This window comes from Streptomyces yangpuensis (assembly GCF_024666385.1).
In the GTDB taxonomy this organism is placed as follows: domain Bacteria; phylum Actinomycetota; class Actinomycetes; order Streptomycetales; family Streptomycetaceae; genus Streptomyces; species Streptomyces yangpuensis.
On sequence record NZ_CP102514.1, the window covers coordinates 4,797,531 to 4,817,048 of the forward strand.

Consider the following 19,518-nt stretch of genomic DNA (forward strand, 5'->3'; position numbering starts at 1 on the left):
GCCCTTGCTTGCGGTCTTCAACCGTCGGTTGCCAGGGTGTAGCTGTCTGTCAACCTGATGGGAGTGGCCAGTGACTTTCGGTGAGCAGCCGGCCTATCTTCGCGTGGCCGGGGATCTTCGACGGCAGATCGTCGACGGTTCTCTGCCCCCGCACGCCCGGCTCCCGTCCCAGGCCCGCATCCGCGAGGAGTACGGGGTCTCCGACACCGTGGCCCTGGAGGCGCGCAAGGTCCTCATGGCGGAGGGGCTGGTCGAGGGCCGGTCCGGGTCCGGTACGTATGTGCGCGAGCAGCCGGTACCGCGGCGGGTGGCCCGCTCCGGCTACCGCACGGGCGGCGCCTCGACGCCGTTCCGGCAGGAGCAGGCCGACTCCGGCGCGCGGGGGACGTGGGAGTCGAGCAGCGAACAGGCGGGCGCGCCCGCGGAGATCGCGAAGCGGCTCGGCATCGAGCCGGGCGAGCGGGTGATGCGGACGCGGTACGTGTTCCGCGACGGGGGGGAGGTGATGATGCTCTCGACCTCCTGGGAGCCCCTCGCCGTGACCGGGCGCACCCCGGTGATGCTGCCCGAGGAGGGCCCGCTGGGCGGCTCAGGAGTCGTCGACCGGATGGCCGCGATCGACGTCGTCGTCGACAACATGGTGGAGGAGGTCGGCGCGCGGCCCGGGCTGGCGGAGGAGATCCTCCTGCTCGGCGGGGTCCCGGGGCACGTGGTGCTGGTGATCGGCCGCACCTACTACGCCTCCGGCCGTGCGGTGGAAACAGCCGACGTGGTCGTCCCGGCCGACCGCTACCGCCTCTCGTACCACCTCCCGGTGCGCTAGGGGGCGTCCGGCGGATCAGGGCCGGGCCCGGGCCGCCCGGGCTGTCCGACCCTGATCCGCCGGACACCCCCAGGTGTTCCCCGACGGCGGGTTTCGGCGCGATGGTGATCGTCCCGGCTGCCCCGAAAGGCGCATTCCGCGGGGCGGCGGGCGGTCGCGCCCGCCGTCGGCGGGCGCTGCCGCGCCGGCCGGAACCGCCGTGCTCCCGGGCTCCGGAGCAGCCCGACAGCCCGTTCCCCCGAAGCTACCTGCGGGTATACCTGCCCGTAGGGAGTAGTGAGCGCGCGGTCGCGCTCCCCTGCATTGCGCGTGCGCCCACTGTGGACCGGCGCGCGCGGCGCACTCGTACGCGTGGCCGGATGCGTACGCCTGCCAGGTATCTCTTCGTGAAAAACCGTATCCGCTCCGTAAAGGTCGGGCGTAAGGTCGGGCATATGCGCAATGCGGTTTCCCGGGCAGATACGTCGGCGGAGGGTGAAACGCGATGAACGACAGCGGTGCCCTGCTCCCGTGGCTGGTCATACGTCAGGACGACAACGGCAACCGCTACCGGGTGGGCCGGTACGCCACCCGGGCCGAGGCCCAGAAGGTCGCCGACAGTCTCGACGACCGAGGACACAAGCAGCTCTACTGGGTCGAGCGGATCGGCCAGACCGCCACGATGAACTGAGCTCAGCGGCGCCTCGCGGCGCTGGCATAGGCTCCGCCCATGAATGAACGAGTGGTCGTGGGCGGAGCCCTTTGCCATGAGGGGCGCCTGCTGGCCGCCCGCCGCAGCGCGCCGCCGGAGCTCGCCGGACGCTGGGAGCTGCCGGGGGGCAAGGCCGAGCCGGGCGAATCCGTACCCGAGGCGCTGGTGCGCGAACTGCGCGAGGAGCTCGGCGTGGAGACCGAGCCACTGGAGCGGATCCCGGGGGAGTGGCCGCTGAGGCCCGGGCTGGTCCTGCACGTGTGGACGGCCCGGCTGGTCTCCGGGGTGCCGGCGCCGCTGGAGGACCACGACGAACTGCGCTGGCTGGGGCCGGAGGAGCTGGAGTCGGTGGACTGGCTCGACCAGGACCGCCCCGCGGTCGCCGAGGCCGGGCGCCGGCTGCGCGCGGACGGGCCCCACGGCCGGCCGGCCGCCCGTGGGGGCGTGTGACGTCGCTCTTCTAGGCCGTCTGCGCCACAGTGCGCCGGTGGGTTCGGGATCGAGTGGTACGGCGCCCCGAATATCGGGTATGTCGCTATTAATCCCTATCTCGTCCCCCTTTCGTCCCCGACGAACCGGACTGGGGTCCCTGTTGGCCCGGGAAGTGATCGGCGTGATCGACACAGACGGTGAGTGTGCCGAGTGGGCCTTCCCCGCCGAGCCCGGCGCCGTCCGCACCGCTCGCCACGCCGTGCTCGGAACCCTGCACGACTGGGGTCTCGAAGCCGTCGGTGACGTCACCGTCCTGCTGGTCAGCGAGCTCGTGACCAATTCCCTGCGCTACGCCTCCGGCCCCATCGGCGTCCGCCTCGTACGGCGGAATCCGGCCGCGGACGGCACCGCGGACACCCTCGCCGCAGGCCCCGCACTGCTGGTGGAGATCTCCGATCCGCTTCCGGATCCGCCCCGTGAGAGGGTGGCGGACTCGGAGGACGAGGGGGGTCGTGGCCTGCACCTCGTCGCCGTCTCCTCCCAGCGATGGGGAACGCGTCACGGGAAAACAGGGAAGACTGTGTGGTTCGAGTTGGCTCTTCCTGGTGAGTAACAAGGTGAGCGGTGGCGGGAGACCCCCCCGCGGCGCCTTCCGGCGGTGGCCGGAAGGGGGCCGGGGGAGATCGCGCGACATGGCTCGAAATCATCGAGACCGTGCTGTGATCGTGAACGCCGTGCCGTCCGGGGTCGTGGTGCTGAATACTTCCGTCATGGCCGGTCCGGTTGCGGTGAGCTGGAGGGGACGGTCGCGTGAGCGAAATACCTGCGCAGGCACATCAGGCCGACGTGCCTCGGGAGACATGGCACGACGCCCTGTGGCACAGCAGTCCGCCTGGCTCGATATATGACTACATAAAGGTCGCATCCTTCTCGATCGGACCCGACGGGTACATCGACCAATGGAGCCTGCGCGCCGAGGAGCTCTTCGGGCTGACGGCCGCCCAGACCGTGGGGCGCGACCCGGTCGACGCCTTCATGCCCCCCGAGTTGCGGCCCGACGCCCACCGCAAGGTCGCCGAGATCCTCGACGGCAAGGAGTGGACCGGCCTGATCCCCTTCCGGATCCCGGGCGGGAACGGTGCGCACGGCGTGGCCGAGATCTATGTCATGCCCACCCAGACCGAAACCGCGCAACGGGCCGCCCTCTGCGTCGTCGTCGACGTACGCGCGCTGCGCCGCATCGAATCCGACCTTGCCGCCTCACAAGCCATATTCGGCCAATCTCCCTTCGGCTTCCTGCTGTTCGGCACCGACCTCACCGTGCAGCGGGCCAACCGCCGCTTCGCCACCGTCTTCGGCGGCACCGCCGAGACGCACCGCGGCCGCACCGTGCACGACTACCTGCCCGCGCACGAGGCCGACCGGATGGCGGACGCCCTGCGCCGGGTGCTGGACACCGGCGACGCGGTCACCGACCTGCGCATCACCGGATCCACCCCGCGCAGCCGGGAGAACCGCCACTGGTCCATCAACCTCTACCGCGTGCACGGCGGCAGCGGCCGCCCCATCGGCGTCGCCGGCATCGGCACCGACGTCACCCGCCGCCACCTCGCCGCCCGCGAAGCCGCCGGGGTACGGCGCAATCTCGCCCTGCTCAACGAGGCCGGGCACCGCATCGGGAACTCCCTCGACCTGGAGACCACCGCCCGGGAGCTCCTCGACGTCACCGTCCCCGGCTTCTGCGACCTCGCCGCCGTCGACCTCTACCAGGGGCTGCTCCTCGGCGACGACGACCGCCCCGCACGGCCCCAGGGCCCCGGGGTCCCCAGCCTGCCCGGCCAGGGGCCGGCCCGTACCCCCTCCGCCGCGCTGCGCCGGGTGGCCTTCGCCTCCGCCGTCTCGGACGCACCGCTGTCCGGCCCCGGCGCCCTGGTCGCCGTGGGCGACATCCACCGCTACCCGGCGGCCTCACCGGGCGCGCTCGCCCTGCGCACGGCACGGCCGAGGCTGATCGAGGGCGGCGGGCCGGAGGACCTCGTGCAGTCCACCCTGGTGGTGCCGATGGTCGCCCACGACACCGTGGTCGGCCTCGCGCAGTTCTCCCGTACCAAGGGCAGCGAGCCCTTCGGCGAACGGGACCGGGCGGTGGCCGTGGAACTGGCCGCCCGGGCCGCCGTCTGCATCGACAACGCCCGGCTGTACCGGCGCGAGCACGAACGGGCCCTCATCCTGCAACGCAGCCTGCTGCCCCCCGGCGATCCGGAGGCGGCCGGCCTGGACATCGCCTGCCGGTACCTGCCCGGCAACGCGGCGACCGAGGTCGGCGGCGACTGGTTCGACGTCATCGAACTCCCCGGCCACCGCACCGCACTGGTCGTCGGCGACGTCATGGGCCGCGGCCTGCGCGCCGCCGTCGCCATGGGCGAACTGCGCACCGCCGTACGGACCCTGGCCCTGCTGGACCTCGAACCGGCGGAGGTACTGACCGCACTCGACGAGATCGCGCGCGGACTCGGCGCCCCCGGCGGCTCCCAGCAGGCCTCCCGGGCCGCCCTGCACTCACGGGACGCGGACCGCTCGGAGGTGTACCTCGCCACCTGCGTGTACGCGGTCTACGACCCGGTCACGCGGCGCTGCACCATCGCCAACGCGGGCCACATGCCCCCGGTGCTGGTGTCGCCGAACCACGCCGGACCCGGCGAGGACCGGGAACCGATGCCCGCCCTGCTGCTGGAGGTGCCTCCCGGGCTGCCGCTCGGAGTCGGCGGCGAACCGTTCGAGGAGGTCGAGGTCGAGCTCCCCGAGGGCGCCCTGCTCGCCCTCTACACCGACGGGCTCGTGGAATCCCGGGACCATCCCCTGGAGGAGGGCCTGCGCGGCCTGCGCGCGGCGCTCGCGGACCCCGTCCGCCCGCTGGAGGACGTCTGCGACCACGTGCTGAACACCCTGGACACCCGGCACGGCGAGGACGACATCGCCCTGCTGATGGCCCGGGTGCAGGGGCTGCCCGTGGACGCCGTCGGCGACTGGCAGCTGCCGCGCGAGGCCCGCTCGGTGGGCCGGGCACGGGAACTGGCCCGGGCCAAGCTGCCGGCGTGGGGCCTGGAAGGCCTGCTGGACACCACCGAACTCCTGGTCAGCGAACTCGTCACCAACGCCCTGCGCTACGGCGAGGGCGAGATCCGGCTCCGGCTGCTGCTGGACCGGACGCTCGTGTGCGAGGTGTGGGACGCGAACCTGGTCCAGCCGCGGCGCCGGCGCGCCCGCGACACCGACGAGGGCGGCCGGGGCCTGCAGCTGGTGGGCCTGCTCTCCGCCGGGTGGGGCACCCGGCGCACCCACCGGGGCAAGACCGTGTGGTTCGAACTGCCCCTGCCGGGCGGAGCGGAGGAGGCCGTCACGGAACTCTCCGCGGAGCAGCTCCTCAACATGTACGGCTGACCGCGCCGGGCCGCGGGGCTCCACCCCCGCGGCCCGGCCCGAGCCAAGGGCCACCGGGGATGACGGGACAGCCCTCAGGCGGCCCGGCCCTGCTTGAGGGCGGCCAGGCGGGCCTCGATCTCCGAGGCCCTGCCGAGGTCCTCCAGGGACTCGAACTGCGCGTCCAGCGAGGAGGCGGCCAGCTCCTGCTTGCCGAGCGCCATCGCCTCCTCGCGCCGCACCTTCTCCTCGAAGCGGTGGAGATCGCTCGTCGGGTCCATGACGTCGATGTTCTTCACCGCGTCCAGCATGGTGTTCTGCGCCTCGGCGGTCCGTGCCCGCGCCACCAGCTCGTCCCGCTTCGCCTGGAGCTCCGTCAGCTTGTTCCTCATCGCGTCCAGGCCCGACTTCAGCTTGTCGACGACCGCCGTCTGCGCGGCGATCGTCGGCTCGGCCGTCTGCGCCTCCCTCTCCGACTGCAGCTGCCGGCCCAGCGCCACCTTCGCCAGGTTGTCGAACCGGTCGGCCTCCGCCGCCGACCCCGCCGCCCTCAGCTCGTCCGCCTTCCGGCTCGCCGCCAGGGCCTTGGAACCCCACTCGGCGGCCGCGTCCACGTCCTCCTTGTGGTCCGCCTCCAGCATCCGCAGATTGCCGATCGTCGTCGCGACCGCCTGCTCCGCCTCCGAGATGTTGTTGCTGTAGTCCCGGATCAGCTGGTCCAGCATCTTCTGCGGGTCCTCCGCCTGGTCCAGCAGCGCGTTGATGTTGGCCTTGGCGAGCTGGGTGACCCGGCCGAGGATGGTCTGCTTGCTCATGACGGTTCTCTCCTGATCAGGGATGGACTCTGTCCGGTACGGGGCCCGCGCCGCGGGCGTTCAGAAGCGGCCGCCACCGCCCATGCGGCCCCGGGTCCCGCCGCCCCCGAAGGAGCCCGGGCCGCTGCCACCGCCGCCCCCGAAACCGCCGAAACCGCCGAACCCCCCACCGCCCCCGCCGAAGCCGCCGCCCCGGCCGCCCCGCAGGATCTCGCCGAGGATGATCCCGCCCAGCACGGCGCCGCCCTGGCCGCCGCCCCGGCCCTCGTACGGGTCCCGGTACCCCCGTACGTCCTGCTCCGCCAGCTGCTGTGCCTGCCGCGCGAGCGCGTCGGCCTGCTGGGCCTCCGCCAGCGCCTCAGACGGGTCGCCCGCCGCCAGCGCCCCCGCCCGCTCCAGGTGCCGGCCCGCCTCCGCAAGCCGCGTACGCGCTGGGCTGCCCACGGCGCCCCGGGCCGTGGTGATGTAGTCCGTCGCCGCACCGATCTCACTGCGCGCCGCCAGCATGGCCCGGTCCAGCAGGGCCGCGGCCCGCTGCCGGCCCGACTCCCGCTCCCGGGCCCCGGCCAGCGCCTCGTCCAGGGCCGCGTCGGCCTCCTCCACCCGGCGCAGGGCGTCGATCGGGTCGTAGCGGCCGGCCGTCTCCTCCCGCCGTACATCGGCCAGTACGGCCTCCGCCCGGCCGATGCGCCCGCGCAGGTCCGCCGTGGAGGTGCCCTCCGCCGTACCGGTCAGCAGCCCGTGGGCGTCCGCGAGGTCGGTCTCCGTCTCGGTCAGCGCGCCCGGCAGCTTCCCGGCCGCCTCCGCCAGCTCCTGCGCCCGCCGCTCCACCGCGTCCATCAGGGTCGCCGCCTGGTCCACCGCACCCTCGGCGGACCGTACGTGCACGGCCGCCGTACCGTTCTCCCCGGCGTCGACGGCCGCATGGGCCAGCCCCAGGTTGGTCGCCGCGAACAGCAGCCGTTCCTTGGCCTGTTCGGGGCCGGAGGCGACCGGCGCGGATGCGGAATCCGCGTACCGCCGGGTCAGCGCGGTCAGGGTCGCCTCGGCGGTGGTGGTGCGCCCGGTCAGCTCCAGGTAGCGCTGCTCCACGGCCGCCAGCGCCTGCGGGGCGTTCTTCTCCAGGTCCCGCAGCCGGTCGAAGTCCGCCGCCTGCGCGTCCAGCCGCCGGCTCGCCTCCGTACAGCGGGCGACGATCTCGTCCAGCATCCGCCGCCGGGTCGCGTCGTCCTCGGGATATGCGTCGTCGAGCTGCTGGCGCAGCCGGAAGGCGTGCGTCAGCTCGCCCTTGGCGTATTCCACCGCCGCGGTGAAGGGGGCCGCCGCCTCCTCGCCGAACTGCGCGGTGGCGAAACCGAGTTCCTCGGTGCTGGTGCGGACCGCGTCGTCGGTCTCCACCAGCAGGGACTTCGCCCGGCCGTCCAGCTCCGGCAGCGGCAGGCGGTCCGGCGCCCCCTCGGGCCAGCCCGGCCCGGTCGTCGTGCCCCGGCCGCCGGCCGCGTCGTCCCGGCGCCTGCGCCGGGTGTACGCGTACACGCCGAGCGCCCCGGCCGCGCCCACCGCGACCACCGGCAGCACATAGTCCCCGGCGCCGCTCCCGCCGCTTCCGCCACCGGGGTCGGCCGGGCCCGGGGTGATGGTCGGCGCCGGCACCGGCTGCCCGCCGAGGACCGCGTTGTAGCCGTTCGCCGCGCCGATCGCCGCGCCCGCCCAGTCGTTCTGCCGCAGGGGCGGCTCGATCGCGGTCCGCGCCACCTCCGCCAGCTGCCCCTCGGTGAAGCCGGAATCGACATCGGCCGAATAGGCGTACTGACGGGCCCCGGTGGCCACGGCCAGCAGGACGTCCTCCTGCCCGAGGCCGTTGCGCTGCGCGGTGGCGTCCGCCCAGCTCTGGGCGGAGCGCCCGGAGAAGTCCTGCACGTACACCACGAAGAGCTGGATCCTCCGGTCGGCGTACAGCTCGTCGAGGGCGGCGGTGACGGCGGACTTCCGGTCGCCCAGCGCACCGACGAGATCGGTGATCTGTCCCTGCTGCGACAGGGCGACGGGATCTTCGGCCCGCGCCGCCGGGGTCCCGGCCACGACCGTCCCGCCGAAGGCCAGCAGCGCCGCGGCGAGCGCGAGCCCGGCCCGTACGGACATCACGGCGGCGGTGCGCCTCTGCGTCCTGCTCCTCGGCGGCATCACATTTGGGAGGGTATGAGTGCTTCCCCCCGCCCGCACCCGGAGCGGACCTGCCGCCGGTCCCGCCGCCGGACCTGACGCCGGTCCGGCCGCCGGCCCGACCGGGAGCCGGGGCCCTCCGCCGGAGGACCCCGGCCGCCGCTCCTCAGCCCTTCCGGCGGCCGATCCGGCTGCCCAGCCACACCAGCGGGTCGTACTTGCGGTCCACCGCCCGCTCCTTCAGCGGGATCAGCGCGTTGTCGGTGATCCTGATGCCCTCGGGGCAGACCTCCGTACAGCACTTGGTGATGTTGCAGTAGCCGAGCCCGTGCTCCTCCTGCGCGGCCCGCTTGCGGTCCAGACCCGCTTCCGAGGCCGCGTCCAGGGGGTGCATGTCCAGCTCCGCCACCCGCATCAGGAAGCGCGGACCGGCGAAGGCCGGCTTGTTCTCCTCGTGGTCACGCACCACATGACAGGTGTCCTGGCACAGGAAGCACTCGATGCACTTGCGGAACTCCTGCGAGCGCTCCACGTCGATCTGCTGCATCCGGTACGCGCCCGGGGCCACCCCCTCCGGCGGCACGAAGGCCGGCACCTCCCGTGCCTTCTGATAGTTGAAGGACACGTCCGTGACCAGGTCCCGGACGACGGGGAAGGCGCGCAGCGGCGTGATCGTGATCGTCTCGGCCCGCTCGAAGGTGGACATGCGCGTCATGCACATCAGCCGCGGCCGGCCGTTGACCTCCGCGCTGCACGAGCCGCACTTGCCCGCCTTGCAGTTCCAGCGCACCGCCAGGTCCGGGGCCTGCGTGGCCTGGAGCCGGTGGACGATGTCCAGGACCACCTCGCCGTCGTGCACCTCGACGGTGAAGTCCCCGAGCGCCCCGCCTTCCGCGTCGCCCCGCCAGATCCGGAAGCTCGCGTCGTACGTGCTCATGGGTGCAGCTCCTCTTCGGCGAGGTACTTGACCAGCTCTTCCTTGTCGAACAGCGCGAGCAGGTCGGGGCGGATGGGGTCGGTGCGGGTCCGGATCAGCTCGATCCGGTCGGCCGCCGGGTCCGCCGGTACGGGGTCCACGGGCCGGCACAGCAGGTTCACCGGGCGCCAGGTCCGCTCCATCGCCGGGCAGTCCTCGCGGGTGTGCCCGCCCCGGCTCTCGGTGCGCTCCAGGGCCGCGCGGGCCACGCACTCGCTGACCAGCAGCATGTTGCGCAGGTCCAGGGCCAGGTGCCAGCCCGGGTTGAACTGCCGGTGGCCCTCGACGCCGGCCCGGGAGGCCCGTACGCGCAGGGTCGCGAGCCGTTCCAGGGCCTCGGCCATCTCGCCCTCCCGGCGGATGATGCCGACGAGGTCGTTCATGGTCGTCTGGAGTTCCTGGTGCAGGGTGTACGGGTTCTCCGCGCCGTCGGCGGCGTGGAACGGGGCCAGCGCCTCCGCGGCCGCCGCGTCGATCTCGGCCTGGGAGACGGCCGGGCGCCCCGAGGGCGCGGCCGCGTACTCGGCGGCGTGCAGCCCCGCCCGCCGGCCGAAGACCAGCAGGTCGGACAGGGAGTTCCCGCCGAGCCGGTTCGAGCCGTGCATCCCGCCGGCGACCTCGCCCGCCGCGAACAGCCCCGGTACCCCGACGGTGGCCGCGGTCTCGGAGTCGACCGCGATCCCGCCCATCACGTAGTGGCAGGTCGGGCCGACCTCCATCGGCTCCGCGGTGATGTCCACGTCCGCCAGCTCCTTGAACTGGTGGTACATGGACGGCAGCCGCCGCCTGATCCGCTCGGCGGGCATCCGGGTGGACACGTCGAGGAAGACCCCGCCGTGCGGGGAGCCGCGGCCGGCCTTCACCTCGGAGTTGATGGCCCGCGCCACCTCGTCGCGGGGCAGCAGCTCGGGCGGGCGCCGGTTGTGGTCGGGGTCCTCGTACCAGCGGTCGCCCTCCTCCTCCGACTCCGCGTACTTCTCCTTGAAGACGTCGGGGACGTAGTCGAACATGAACCGTTTGCCCTCGGAGTTGCGCAGTACCCCGCCGTCGCCGCGCACGGACTCGGTGACGAGGATCCCCTTCACGGACGGCGGCCAGACCATACCGGTCGGGTGGAACTGCACGAACTCCATGTTGAGCAGGGGCGCACCCGCGAGGAGGGCCAGCGCGTGGCCGTCGCCGGTGTACTCCCAGGAGTTGGAGGTGGTCTTGAAGGACTTGCCGATGCCGCCCGTGGCCAGGACCACGGCCGGGGCCTCCAGCACGAAGAAGCGGCCGGACTCGCGTTCGTAGCAGAAGGCCCCCGAGACCTGCGGTCCGTCCTTGAGGACCCTCGTGACGGTGCACTCCTGGAAGACCTTGAGCCGGGCCTCGTAGTCCCCGTGCTCCTTGAAGTCCTCCTGCTGGAGGGCGACGATCTTCTGCTGCAGGGTGCGGATCAGTTCCAGGCCGGTCCGGTCGCCGACGTGCGCGAGGCGGGGGTACTCGTGTCCGCCGAAGTTGCGCTGGGAGATCCTCCCGTCGGGGGTGCGGTCGAAGAGCGCGCCCCAGGTCTCCAGCTCCCAGACCCGGTCCGGGGCCTCCTTGGCGTGGAGCTCCGCCATCCGCCACTGATTGAGGAACTTCCCTCCGCGCATGGTGTCGCGGAAGTGCACCTGCCAGTTGTCGCCGTCGTTGACGTTGCCCATGGAGGCGGCGATCCCGCCCTCCGCCATCACCGTATGGGCCTTGCCGAACAGGGACTTGCAGATCACGGCCGTACGGGCGCCCCGCTCACGGGCCTCGATCGCGGCCCGCAGCCCCGCCCCGCCGGCGCCGACGACGACCACGTCCCACTGCTGCCGTTCCACTTGAGCCATCTCAGAAGATCCTCGGGTCGGTGAAGGCGCCGCTGGCCAGCAGGTACACGTAGAAGTCGCACAGGGCCACGCTGATCAGGGAGGCCCAGGCCAGTTGCATGTGGCGGGAGTTGAGCCGGCTGATCCAGCCCCAGAGGCGGTAGCGCACCGGGTGCTCGGAGAAGTGCTTGAGGCGGCCGCCCATGATGTGGCGGCAGGAGTGGCAGGACAGCGTGTACGCCCAGATCAGGGTGATGTTGACCAGGAACAGCAGGGTTCCCAGGCCCATGTGGCCCCACGCGTAGTGCTCGTCGCGGAAGGTCAGCACGGTGTCGTAGGTGAGGATGCCCGCGACGGGGACGGCCGCGTAGAAGAAGTACCGGTGGGCGTTCTGGAGGATGAGCGGGAAGCGGGTCTCGCCGGTGTACTTCGTATGCGGTTCGGCGACGGCGCAGGCGGGCGGCGAGGCCCAGAAGCCCCGGTAGTAGGCCTTGCGGTAGTAGTAGCAGGTCAGCCGGAAGCCGAGCGGGAAGACCAGGATCAGCAGGGCGGGGGACAGGCCCCACCAGCTGCCGAAGAGGTCCCAGTTGGGGCCGCCGCGCATCTCCACGCAGTTCTCCGCCAGGCACGGGGAGTAGAAGGGGGAGACGTAGGGGGCCGCGTAGTAGTCGGCGTTCGCGAAGGCGCGCCAGGTCGAGTAGACGATGAAGGCGAGCAGCCCGGCCGCGGTGCCGGCGGGGGCCAGCCACCACCGGTCGGTCCGCAGGTGCCGGGCCGTGATCGCGGCCCGCGAGGCGTCGTGGACGCCGCCGGGCCGCTGCTGGGGTCGTTCCGTGCCTGTGGCCAAAGAGGACTCCGGTAGGAGTGGTGAGGGGCCGCTCCCGCGGGGCCCGGCCGCGGGGCGGCCGGGCCGGACGGGGGAGCGCGGTGGACGGCGTGCGGGACCCGGACGGCGTACGGGACGCGGACGGCGTACGGGACGCGCGGGCGCGGCGTCAGGGCGCGCGGCGGTCGCGGGCGCCCAGGCCCTCGTCGTCGGAGTCCGTCCACAGCGCGCTGTCGTAGGGGGTGTCCGGGACGGGAACCATCCGGGACTGGTCCGGCGCCGCCGACGCGGGCTGCCGGCGCGCTGCCGCGGCCTGCTGCTCCAGCCGCTCGACCTTCCGCGTCAGCTCGTCCAGGTTGCGTCGTACAGCAGTCAGATCGTCGTTCAGGGACATGATTTGCCCTCATTTCCGCCAGGGTGCGGTGGCAACGCTCATGTGCGCCTGCGAGTGTCGCGCTTCCCGTCCCCGGTTGTGAAGGGACGTGCAGCGATTGCGGGCGCGCAGGCGCGAACCGTGCGCCCCTCCCTGCCCCCATTCTCGTCCCTCTCCCGGTGGATCGCCCTCTTGCCGCGCAAGCGGGATTGGTCCGCACGGGTGGGGTTCGCGGCGTGGCGAGAGGCGGCTGCTGAGGGTGCGGAGCGGTGTCGATTTCAGTGGATTCCGGCAACCGGTGTGATCAGCCCATATACCGCCGAACGTGATCATGCTTCCCCCACGCCCCGCCCCGGAGGTACCACCCATGTCCCAGAGAAGGCGCAGGTCCTTGGCGCTCCTGACCTCGGGAGTCCTCGCACTGCCGCTGCTCACGGGCTGCGGCGCGGGTGACGACGAGGGCGGCCCGGCCGCCGCCGGGCAGGACATCGCGACGACCGGACGAGACAAGGTCGCGGACGGCGGTGTGCTGCGGTGGGCGGTGGACGCCCTCCCGGACACCCTCAACGCCTTCCAGGCCGACGCGGACGCCGCCACCAACAGGATCGCGGGGGCCGTGCTGCCGCACCTGTTCGTGCTGGACGCCAGGGGACGGCCGGTGGCCAATCCCGACTACCTGGAGAAGGCCGAGGTCATCGAGCGGGAGCCGAAGCAGGTCGTCCTGTACAAGCTGAACCAGCAGGCCGTGTGGAGCGACGGGCGGGAGATCGGCGCCCCCGACTTCGTGGCCCAGTGGCGGGCCCTGAACGGCAAGGACTCGGCCTACTGGACGGCGCGCAACGCCGGCTACGAGCGCATCGAGAAGATCGAGAAGGGCAAGACCGACCTGGAGGTCAGGGTCACCTTCGGCAAGCCGTACGCGGACTGGCGCTCGCTGTTCTCCCCGCTGTACCCCAAGCAGGTCACCGGCACCCCGGACGCCTTCAACGAGGGGGCCCGCGGCGCCCTGAAGGTCACCGCCGGGCCCTTCGGCCTCGGGGCGATCGACAAGAAGACCGGCACCGCCGCCCTGAATCGCAATCCGCGCTGGTGGGGGCAGCCGGCCAAGCTGGACACGCTGGTCCTGACGGCGGTTGCGCGGGCCGAGCGGCCCGCGGCGCTGGCCGCCGGGAAGCTGGACCTGGCGGAGATCGACCGGTCCGGGGCGGACCGCATCGCACTGGCCCGCCGGGACGCCGCCGGCAAGGGCACCTCCGGCAAGGGCGCCCCGGGCCCGGGCGGCGCGGGCAGCGCGGTCGCCACGGGCGCGGGCGGGGCCCCGGCGCACGGCCCGGGCGCCGCGCTGACCCCGGCGCAGGCCACGCTGTCCTGGGCGACCGCGTACGGCACGGACGAGGAGAAGGCGGAACAGGAGAAGGAGAACCGCACCAAGCACACCGAGTCGGTGAAGCGGTACGCGGACGAGCAGAAGGCCCTGCGGGGCTTCACGGTCCGCAAGTCCCTGGAGCCGGCCTACACGCAGCTGGCGATGAACGGGGCGTCCGGCCCGCTGGCGGACGAGCGGGTGCGCCGGGCGGTGGCCCGCGCCCTGGACCGCCAGGCACTGGCCGACCTCGTACTGAAGCCGCTCGGCCTGCCGGCCAAGCCGGTCGGCAGCCATGTGGCCCTGGCCGGGCAGCAGGCGTACGCCGACAACAGCGGCGCGCTCGGCGGCCAGGACGCCAAGGCGGCCCAGGCCCTCCTCGCCGATGCCGGCTGGCGCCGCGGCGGCAGGCTCAGCGAACCGGCCGGCGCCAAGGCCGGACCGGAGAGCGCGCCGCAGGACGACGGCAAGACCCCCGCGGGCCCGGGCACCGGGAACGACGGCCTCTACGTCGTGGGCCAGGACGACGGGGCCAACGGCGAGCACCCGGGCGCGGCCGGCGGCGAGGCCGCAGGCGCGGCCGCCGGCACCGCCGCCTCCTCGGCGGGCGACGGGAGGGGGGTCTCCCCGGTGCTGGCCCCCGCCCCGTTCGGTGCCCAGCAGCAGGCCTCCCTGCTGGCCCAGGCGGCCCGGGTCCGCCCCGTCGACGACGCCAAGCGCAGCGCGGCCCGCGACGGCGACGGAGCCGACCCCGCCCAGGGCTCCCCGGCCCCGGCCCCGGCCAAGCCGGTCGTCCGTACCTCGGGGAACATGCTCGCCAAGGACGGCAAGGCGCTCACCCTGCGGTTCGTCCTCCCGGCCGGACCCGGCTCGGAGTCCCTGCGCGCCGTCGGCGAGCGGATCTCCCGGATGCTGCGCAAGCTCGGGGTGAACACCGAGACGACCAAGGTGGCCGACGACAGCTTCTTCAAGGACCACATCGCCTCGGGCCAGTACGACCTGGCGCTGTACTCGTGGCCGGCGACGGCCTTCCCCGCCACCGACGCCCGGCCGATCTTCGCCAAGCCGGAGCCGGCGGCGGACGGCTCGCTCCTCGTCGAACAGAACTACACGCGGGTCGGTACGGACCACATCGACCAGCTGTTCGACCAGGCGCTCGGGGAGCTCGACGAGGCGCAGTCCCGTGAGCTGGTGCGCAAGGCCGACGCCCGGATCTGGGCCGCGGCCGGATCGATCCCGCTCTTCCAGCGCCCCGAGCTGGTGGCCGTCAAACCCGGTCTGGTCAATGCCGGCGCCTTCGGTCTCGGGGCACCCCGCTACCAGGACATCGGCTGGAAGAAGGCGCCGACCGCCAAGGACAGGAAGAAGAAGTAACCCTGGCGAAGATGTGGTGACAAAGCGGTGCCTGTCAGGTTGACCCGCGGGTCACAAGCTCAGATGTGACTCAAGTCCCTTGCCCGCCGGATGTCCGGCGGGCAAGGTCGTGGATACCCGTTGACCCGCATGATTTCCCGCAGGAACGGCGGCCCGGGCACCCCACCACGCGCTCGGCCGCGATCATTCCTCCGGCCTCTTGACAGACCCCCCGGCAGGCGGTTCCCGCCATTCGACGTACCATGGGGTAAGGCCGTGGCAGGTTTTCGCCCGGTCGAGGCGCGCGTGCCAGGCCGTACGTGACGCCATCCACGATCCCGGGAGAAGCGCCGAAGTGCCCACGCGCCACGACATCCGTAACGTCGCCATCGTCGCCCACGTCGACCATGGCAAGACGACCATCGTCGATGCCATGCTCAAGCAGGCCGGTGCCTTCGCCGCCCACCAGCAGCTCGACGACCGCATGATGGACTCGAACGACCTGGAGCGTGAGAAGGGCATCACGATCCTCGCCAAGAACACGGCGGTGAAGTATCACCCCAAGGACGGCGGGGCCCCGATCACGATCAACATCATCGACACCCCCGGCCACGCCGACTTCGGTGGTGAGGTCGAGCGCGGTCTGTCGATGGTCGACGCCGTCGTTCTGCTGGTGGACGCCTCCGAGGGTCCGCTGCCCCAGACCCGCTTCGTGCTCCGCAAGGCGCTCCAGCAGCGGAAGCCGGTCATTCTCTGCATCAACAAGACGGACCGCCCGGACTCCCGGATCGACGAGGTCGTCAACGAGACCTACGACCTCTTCCTGGACCTGGACGCCGACGAGGACCAGATCGAGTTCCCGATCGTCTACGCCTGCGGCCGTGACGGCATCGCCTCGCTGACCAAGCCGGAGGACGGCACCGTCCCCGCCGACAGCGAGAACCTGGAGCCGTTCTTCTCCACCATCCTGGAGCACGTCCCGGCCCCGGTGTACGACGAGGAGGCCCCCCTCCAGGCGCACGTCACCAACCTGGACGCCGACAACTTCCTCGGCCGTATCGCGCTGCTGCGCGTCGAGCAGGGCGAGCTGCGCAAGGGCCAGACCGTCGCGTGGATCAAGCGTGACGGCTCGATCTCGAACGTCCGCATCACCGAGCTGATGATGACCGAGGCGCTCACCCGCAAGCCGGCCGAGGTCGCCGGCCCCGGTGACATCTGCGCGGTCGCCGGTATCCCCGAGATCATGATCGGTGAGACCCTGGCCGACCCGGAGAACCCGATCGCCCTGCCGCTCATCACGGTGGACGAGCCGGCCATCTCCATGGTCATCGGCACCAACACCTCCCCGATGGTCGGCCGCGGCGGCTCCGGCAAGGGCGCGGACGCCAAGGCCGCGGTCAAGGACCGCAAGGTCACCGCCCGTCAGGTCAAGGACCGTCTGGACCGCGAGCTGATCGGTAACGTCTCGCTGCGCGTGCTCGACACCGAGCGCCCGGACGCCTGGGAGGTCCAGGGCCGCGGTGAGCTCGCGCTGGCGATCCTCGTCGAGCAGATGCGCCGCGAGGGCTTCGAGCTGACCATCGGCAAGCCGCAGGTCGTCACCAAGGAGGTCGACGGCAAGACCTACGAGCCGGTCGAGCGCATGACGATCGACGTGCCCGAGGAGCACATGGGCGCCGTCACCCAGCTCATGGGCGTCCGCAAGGGCCGCATGGACAACATGTCGAACCACGGCTCCGGCTGGGTCCGCATGGAGTTCGTCGTTCCGTCCCGTGGCCTCATCGGCTTCCGTACGGAGTTCCTGACGCAGACCCGCGGCACCGGTATCGGCCACTCCATCCACGAGGGCCACGAGCCGTGGTTCGGCCAGCTGGTCACCCGTAACAACGGCTCCCTGGTCGCCGACCGCGCCGGTGCGGTCACCGCGTTCGCGATGACCAACCTGCAGGAGCGGGGTGTCCTGTTCACCGACCCCGGCACCGAGGTGTACGAGGGCATGATCGTCGGCGAGAACTCGCGCGCCGACGACATGGACGTGAACATCACCAAGGAGAAGAAGCTCACGAACATGCGGTCCTCGTCGGCCGACTCGTTCGAGGCGATCGTCCCGCCGCGCAAGCTCTCCCTGGAGCAGTCCCTGGAGTTCTGCCGCGACGACGAGTGCGTCGAGGTGACCCCGGAGGCCGTCCGCATCCGCAAGGTCGTCCTGGACCAGAAGGAGCGCTCGCGCACCGCGTCGCGCGCCAAGTCCGCCAAGTAGTAACCGCGTTCGGGCCGCCGGCCCCGGGTTCGCCCGGGCGGCGGCCGAGCGGCCCGGCCGGGCCGCGCGGGTGCGGTGCAACAGCAGCCCCTTTCCGTCACGGACTCCGTGCGGGAAGGGGCTGTTCGCATCTGTCAAGCGGATTTTTGCGTTCAGGTGTCCGCATACCGACCGTGACACTCCGGATGATGAGCTAACCGTCCGTTTCGCACGTGTCTGTCTCCTATCCGTTTGTCCGGATTTCGGGTTTCTGCCGCGGATCGATGTTGTGAAAACGAGACCACTTAAGTGTGGTTTACGGACTAGCAGTCCCTGAGGATGGCTCCATTGAGCTCGGGTCAATGGGTCACGCGATGTGGGGATCGCGCCGACTCACGAGCACACTACGGGCAGGAAACCACTCGCCGTCAGGGGTGTCGGCGAGGTTTTCATGCCCCTCAAGTCGATCAGTGGACTCATGAGGAGGAAACCCATGCGCGGTGCCAAGAGCGCCAAGTGGGTCGTGGGCGCGGTTGTCGTCGCCCTGGCCGCTACCGCCTGTGGCGGCGGTGACGGTGACAGCAAGGACAAGGGCAACGCTGCCGGCGGCGGCACGTTCCGCCTGGGCAGCACGGAGCCGGACACCATCGACCCGGGGCGCGCCCACGAGTCCACGGGCATCCTGCTCTCCAACGCCCTGTTCACCGGCCTGTACTCGAACACGCCGGACGGTCTGGCCGAGCCCGCGCTGGCCGAGTCGGCCAGCTCGGACGAGGGCTGCACTTCCTGGACCTTCAAGGTCAAGCCGGACACCAAGTTCTCCAACGGCGAGCCCGTCGACGCCGAGGCGTTCGCCCGCGGCTGGGCGCGTGCCGCGCACAAGGCCGCCGCGTCCGACGTGGCGTACCACCTCGCCGGCATCAAGGGTTACGAGCAGCTGCAGGACGGCTCCGCCAAGACCTTCTCCGGTGTCACCACCCCGGACCCGCACACCATCAAGGTCGACCTGGCCAAGGCCGACTGCGAGTTCGTGCTGAAGACGGCGCACACCGCCTACAGCCCGGTCCCGAAGGTCGCCAAGGTCGGCGAAGAGGACAAGGCGTTCGGCGAGGCCCCCGTCGGCAACGGCCCGTTCAAGATGGACGGCAGCTGGGAGCACAACAAGGCCATCAACCTCGTCCGCAACGACGACTACGGCCTGACGAAGGCGAAGCTGGACAAGGTCCAGGTCACCCTCCTCAACGACAAGACCGCGCACCAGCTCGAGTACGACGGCTTCCAGGCCGGCACCTTCGACTACGCGCACATCCCGACGCCGATGCTGAAGACGGCCGAGGCGAAGTTCAAGCCGCAGAACAAGTGGTTCGCCAAGGACACCAACGGCATGAACTTCGTTCTGCCGATCGGTGACAACGGTCCGACCAACAGCAAGGACGCCCGTCTGGCGATCTCCTACGCGATCGACCGTCAGGCCATCGCCAAGGGTGTCTTCCAGGGCTTCCAGACCCCGTCGACGACCATCGTGCCGCCGGCGTTCCCGAAGGCGTACCAGAAGGACCTGTGCGGCTCCTGCGTCAAGCAGGACGTCGCCAAGGCCAAGGAGCACGCCGAGAAGGCGGGCCTGAAGCCGGGCACCGAGATCAAGTTCTCCTTCAACACCGGTGCGGGCCACGAAGAGTGGGTCCAGGCCGTCGCGCGTCAGCTCGAGGACGTCCTCGGCCTGAAGGTCAAGCTGGACGGCAAGGACTTCCCGGGTCTGCTCAAGGAGCAGCAGGGTGCCACCGCCACCGGCGTCTACCGCTTCGCGTGGGGTGCGGACTACCCGACCCCGGAGAACTTCCTCTTCCCGCTGCTGCACTCGGCCTCGATGAACAAGGACGCCGAGGGCAACGTGGTCGGTGACAACCGCGCCCGTTACAACAACCCCGAGTTCGACAAGCTGGTCGACACGGCCCGCGCCACGAAGGACGAGGCCGCGCGTACCGCGATGTACAAGCAGGCCGAGAAGATGGCCATGGAGGACATGGCCCTCATCCCGACCTTCAACCGTTCCCAGTTCCGCCTGATGGCGACCGACAAGTTCAACGGTCTGGACGACATCAACTTCAACGAGGACCCGATCCTCGAGAAGATCTCGCTCAAGAAGTAATCGGTTCGGACGGTATATCCGTCAGGAGCGAACGTGCCGCGGCCCCCGGGTGACCGG

Annotated in this window: 14 protein-coding genes; 8 read left to right on the forward strand and 6 right to left on the reverse strand. The window is 71.6% G+C overall.

The window, feature by feature from the left end; translation table 11 throughout:
• The first annotated feature begins 70 nt into the window (after positions 1 to 70).
• The 5 genes from NRK68_RS22140 (at position 71) to NRK68_RS22160 (ending at position 5,387) form a co-directional block, all read left to right on the forward strand.
• Entirely contained in the window at positions 71 to 823 is a 753-nt protein-coding gene (locus NRK68_RS22140; RefSeq protein ID WP_183067164.1) for a GntR family transcriptional regulator, read from the forward strand.
• Between the two features lie 484 nt (positions 824 to 1,307).
• Positions 1,308 to 1,493: an SPOR domain-containing protein gene (locus NRK68_RS22145; RefSeq protein ID WP_030664389.1), complete on the forward strand. Its 186-nt coding sequence runs from the start codon at positions 1,308 to 1,310 to the stop codon at positions 1,491 to 1,493.
• 39 nt (positions 1,494 to 1,532) lie between these two features.
• Positions 1,533 to 1,964, forward strand: a complete 432-nt coding sequence (locus tag NRK68_RS22150) for a (deoxy)nucleoside triphosphate pyrophosphohydrolase (RefSeq protein ID WP_257856522.1) — start codon at positions 1,533 to 1,535, stop codon at positions 1,962 to 1,964.
• 154 nt (positions 1,965 to 2,118) lie between these two features.
• On the forward strand, positions 2,119 to 2,559 hold the full coding sequence (locus tag NRK68_RS22155; RefSeq protein WP_183067440.1) for an ATP-binding protein: 441 nt from the start codon (positions 2,119 to 2,121) through the stop codon (positions 2,557 to 2,559).
• Between the two features lie 197 nt (positions 2,560 to 2,756).
• A complete protein-coding gene (locus NRK68_RS22160; RefSeq protein ID WP_183067166.1) occupies positions 2,757 to 5,387 on the forward strand; it encodes a SpoIIE family protein phosphatase in 2,631 nt (876 codons plus the stop codon).
• Positions 5,388 to 5,461: 74 nt separating this feature from the next.
• Here the strand turns inward: NRK68_RS22160 and NRK68_RS22165 are convergent, their stop codons facing one another.
• The 6 genes from NRK68_RS22165 to NRK68_RS22190 form a co-directional block, all read right to left on the reverse strand.
• Complete coding sequence (locus NRK68_RS22165) at positions 5,462 to 6,181, reverse strand: PspA/IM30 family protein (protein ID WP_183067167.1); 720 nt, start codon at positions 6,179 to 6,181, stop codon at positions 5,462 to 5,464.
• 60 nt (positions 6,182 to 6,241) lie between these two features.
• Positions 6,242 to 8,323: a TPM domain-containing protein gene (locus NRK68_RS22170; protein WP_183067441.1), complete on the reverse strand. Its 2,082-nt coding sequence runs from the start codon at positions 8,321 to 8,323 to the stop codon at positions 6,242 to 6,244.
• Between the two features lie 187 nt (positions 8,324 to 8,510).
• Positions 8,511 to 9,281 (reverse strand): succinate dehydrogenase/fumarate reductase iron-sulfur subunit, encoded by a 771-nt coding sequence (locus NRK68_RS22175; RefSeq protein WP_183067168.1) that lies wholly within the window; start codon positions 9,279 to 9,281, stop codon positions 8,511 to 8,513.
• Positions 9,278 to 11,179 (reverse strand): fumarate reductase/succinate dehydrogenase flavoprotein subunit, encoded by a 1,902-nt coding sequence (locus tag NRK68_RS22180; protein WP_183067169.1) that lies wholly within the window; start codon positions 11,177 to 11,179, stop codon positions 9,278 to 9,280. The genes NRK68_RS22175 and NRK68_RS22180 overlap by 4 nt, the downstream gene beginning before the upstream one ends.
• Position 11,180: 1 nt before the next feature.
• Positions 11,181 to 12,005: a succinate dehydrogenase subunit SdhC gene (sdhC, locus tag NRK68_RS22185; protein ID WP_183067170.1), complete on the reverse strand. Its 825-nt coding sequence runs from the start codon at positions 12,003 to 12,005 to the stop codon at positions 11,181 to 11,183.
• A gap of 148 nt (positions 12,006 to 12,153) precedes the next feature.
• Complete coding sequence (locus NRK68_RS22190) at positions 12,154 to 12,378, reverse strand: Rv0250c family protein (protein WP_183067171.1); 225 nt, start codon at positions 12,376 to 12,378, stop codon at positions 12,154 to 12,156.
• 346 nt (positions 12,379 to 12,724) lie between these two features.
• Between NRK68_RS22190 and NRK68_RS22195 the strand changes: the two genes are divergently transcribed.
• The 3 genes from NRK68_RS22195 (at position 12,725) to NRK68_RS22205 (ending at position 19,461) form a co-directional block, all read left to right on the forward strand.
• Positions 12,725 to 15,094, forward strand: a complete 2,370-nt coding sequence (locus tag NRK68_RS22195; RefSeq protein ID WP_257856524.1) for an ABC transporter family substrate-binding protein — start codon at positions 12,725 to 12,727, stop codon at positions 15,092 to 15,094.
• Between the two features lie 334 nt (positions 15,095 to 15,428).
• Positions 15,429 to 17,333 (forward strand): translational GTPase TypA, encoded by a 1,905-nt coding sequence (typA, locus tag NRK68_RS22200; protein WP_030853325.1) that lies wholly within the window; start codon positions 15,429 to 15,431, stop codon positions 17,331 to 17,333.
• Positions 17,334 to 17,805: 472 nt separating this feature from the next.
• Positions 17,806 to 19,461: a peptide ABC transporter substrate-binding protein gene (locus tag NRK68_RS22205; RefSeq protein ID WP_257856526.1), complete on the forward strand. Its 1,656-nt coding sequence runs from the start codon at positions 17,806 to 17,808 to the stop codon at positions 19,459 to 19,461.
• The last annotated feature ends 57 nt before the right edge of the window (positions 19,462 to 19,518 follow it).

Excerpts from the sequence above, each read along its gene's own strand:
- NRK68_RS22175 (WP_183067168.1), bottom strand. The coding sequence starts at position 9,281 with ATGAGCACGTACGACGCGAGCTTCCGGATCTGGCGGGGCGACGCGGAA.
- NRK68_RS22180 (WP_183067169.1), bottom strand. The coding sequence starts at position 11,179 with ATGGCTCAAGTGGAACGGCAGCAGTGGGACGTGGTCGTCGTCGGCGCC.
- NRK68_RS22165 (WP_183067167.1), bottom strand. The coding sequence starts at position 6,181 with ATGAGCAAGCAGACCATCCTCGGCCGGGTCACCCAGCTCGCCAAGGCC.
- NRK68_RS22150 (WP_257856522.1), top strand. The coding sequence starts at position 1,533 with ATGAATGAACGAGTGGTCGTGGGCGGAGCCCTTTGCCATGAGGGGCGC.
- NRK68_RS22205 (WP_257856526.1), top strand. The coding sequence starts at position 17,806 with ATGCGCGGTGCCAAGAGCGCCAAGTGGGTCGTGGGCGCGGTTGTCGTC.
- NRK68_RS22145 (WP_030664389.1), top strand. The coding sequence starts at position 1,308 with ATGAACGACAGCGGTGCCCTGCTCCCGTGGCTGGTCATACGTCAGGAC.
- NRK68_RS22195 (WP_257856524.1), top strand. The coding sequence starts at position 12,725 with ATGTCCCAGAGAAGGCGCAGGTCCTTGGCGCTCCTGACCTCGGGAGTC.
- NRK68_RS22190 (WP_183067171.1), bottom strand. The coding sequence starts at position 12,378 with ATGTCCCTGAACGACGATCTGACTGCTGTACGACGCAACCTGGACGAG.
- NRK68_RS22170 (WP_183067441.1), bottom strand. The coding sequence starts at position 8,323 with ATGTCCGTACGGGCCGGGCTCGCGCTCGCCGCGGCGCTGCTGGCCTTC.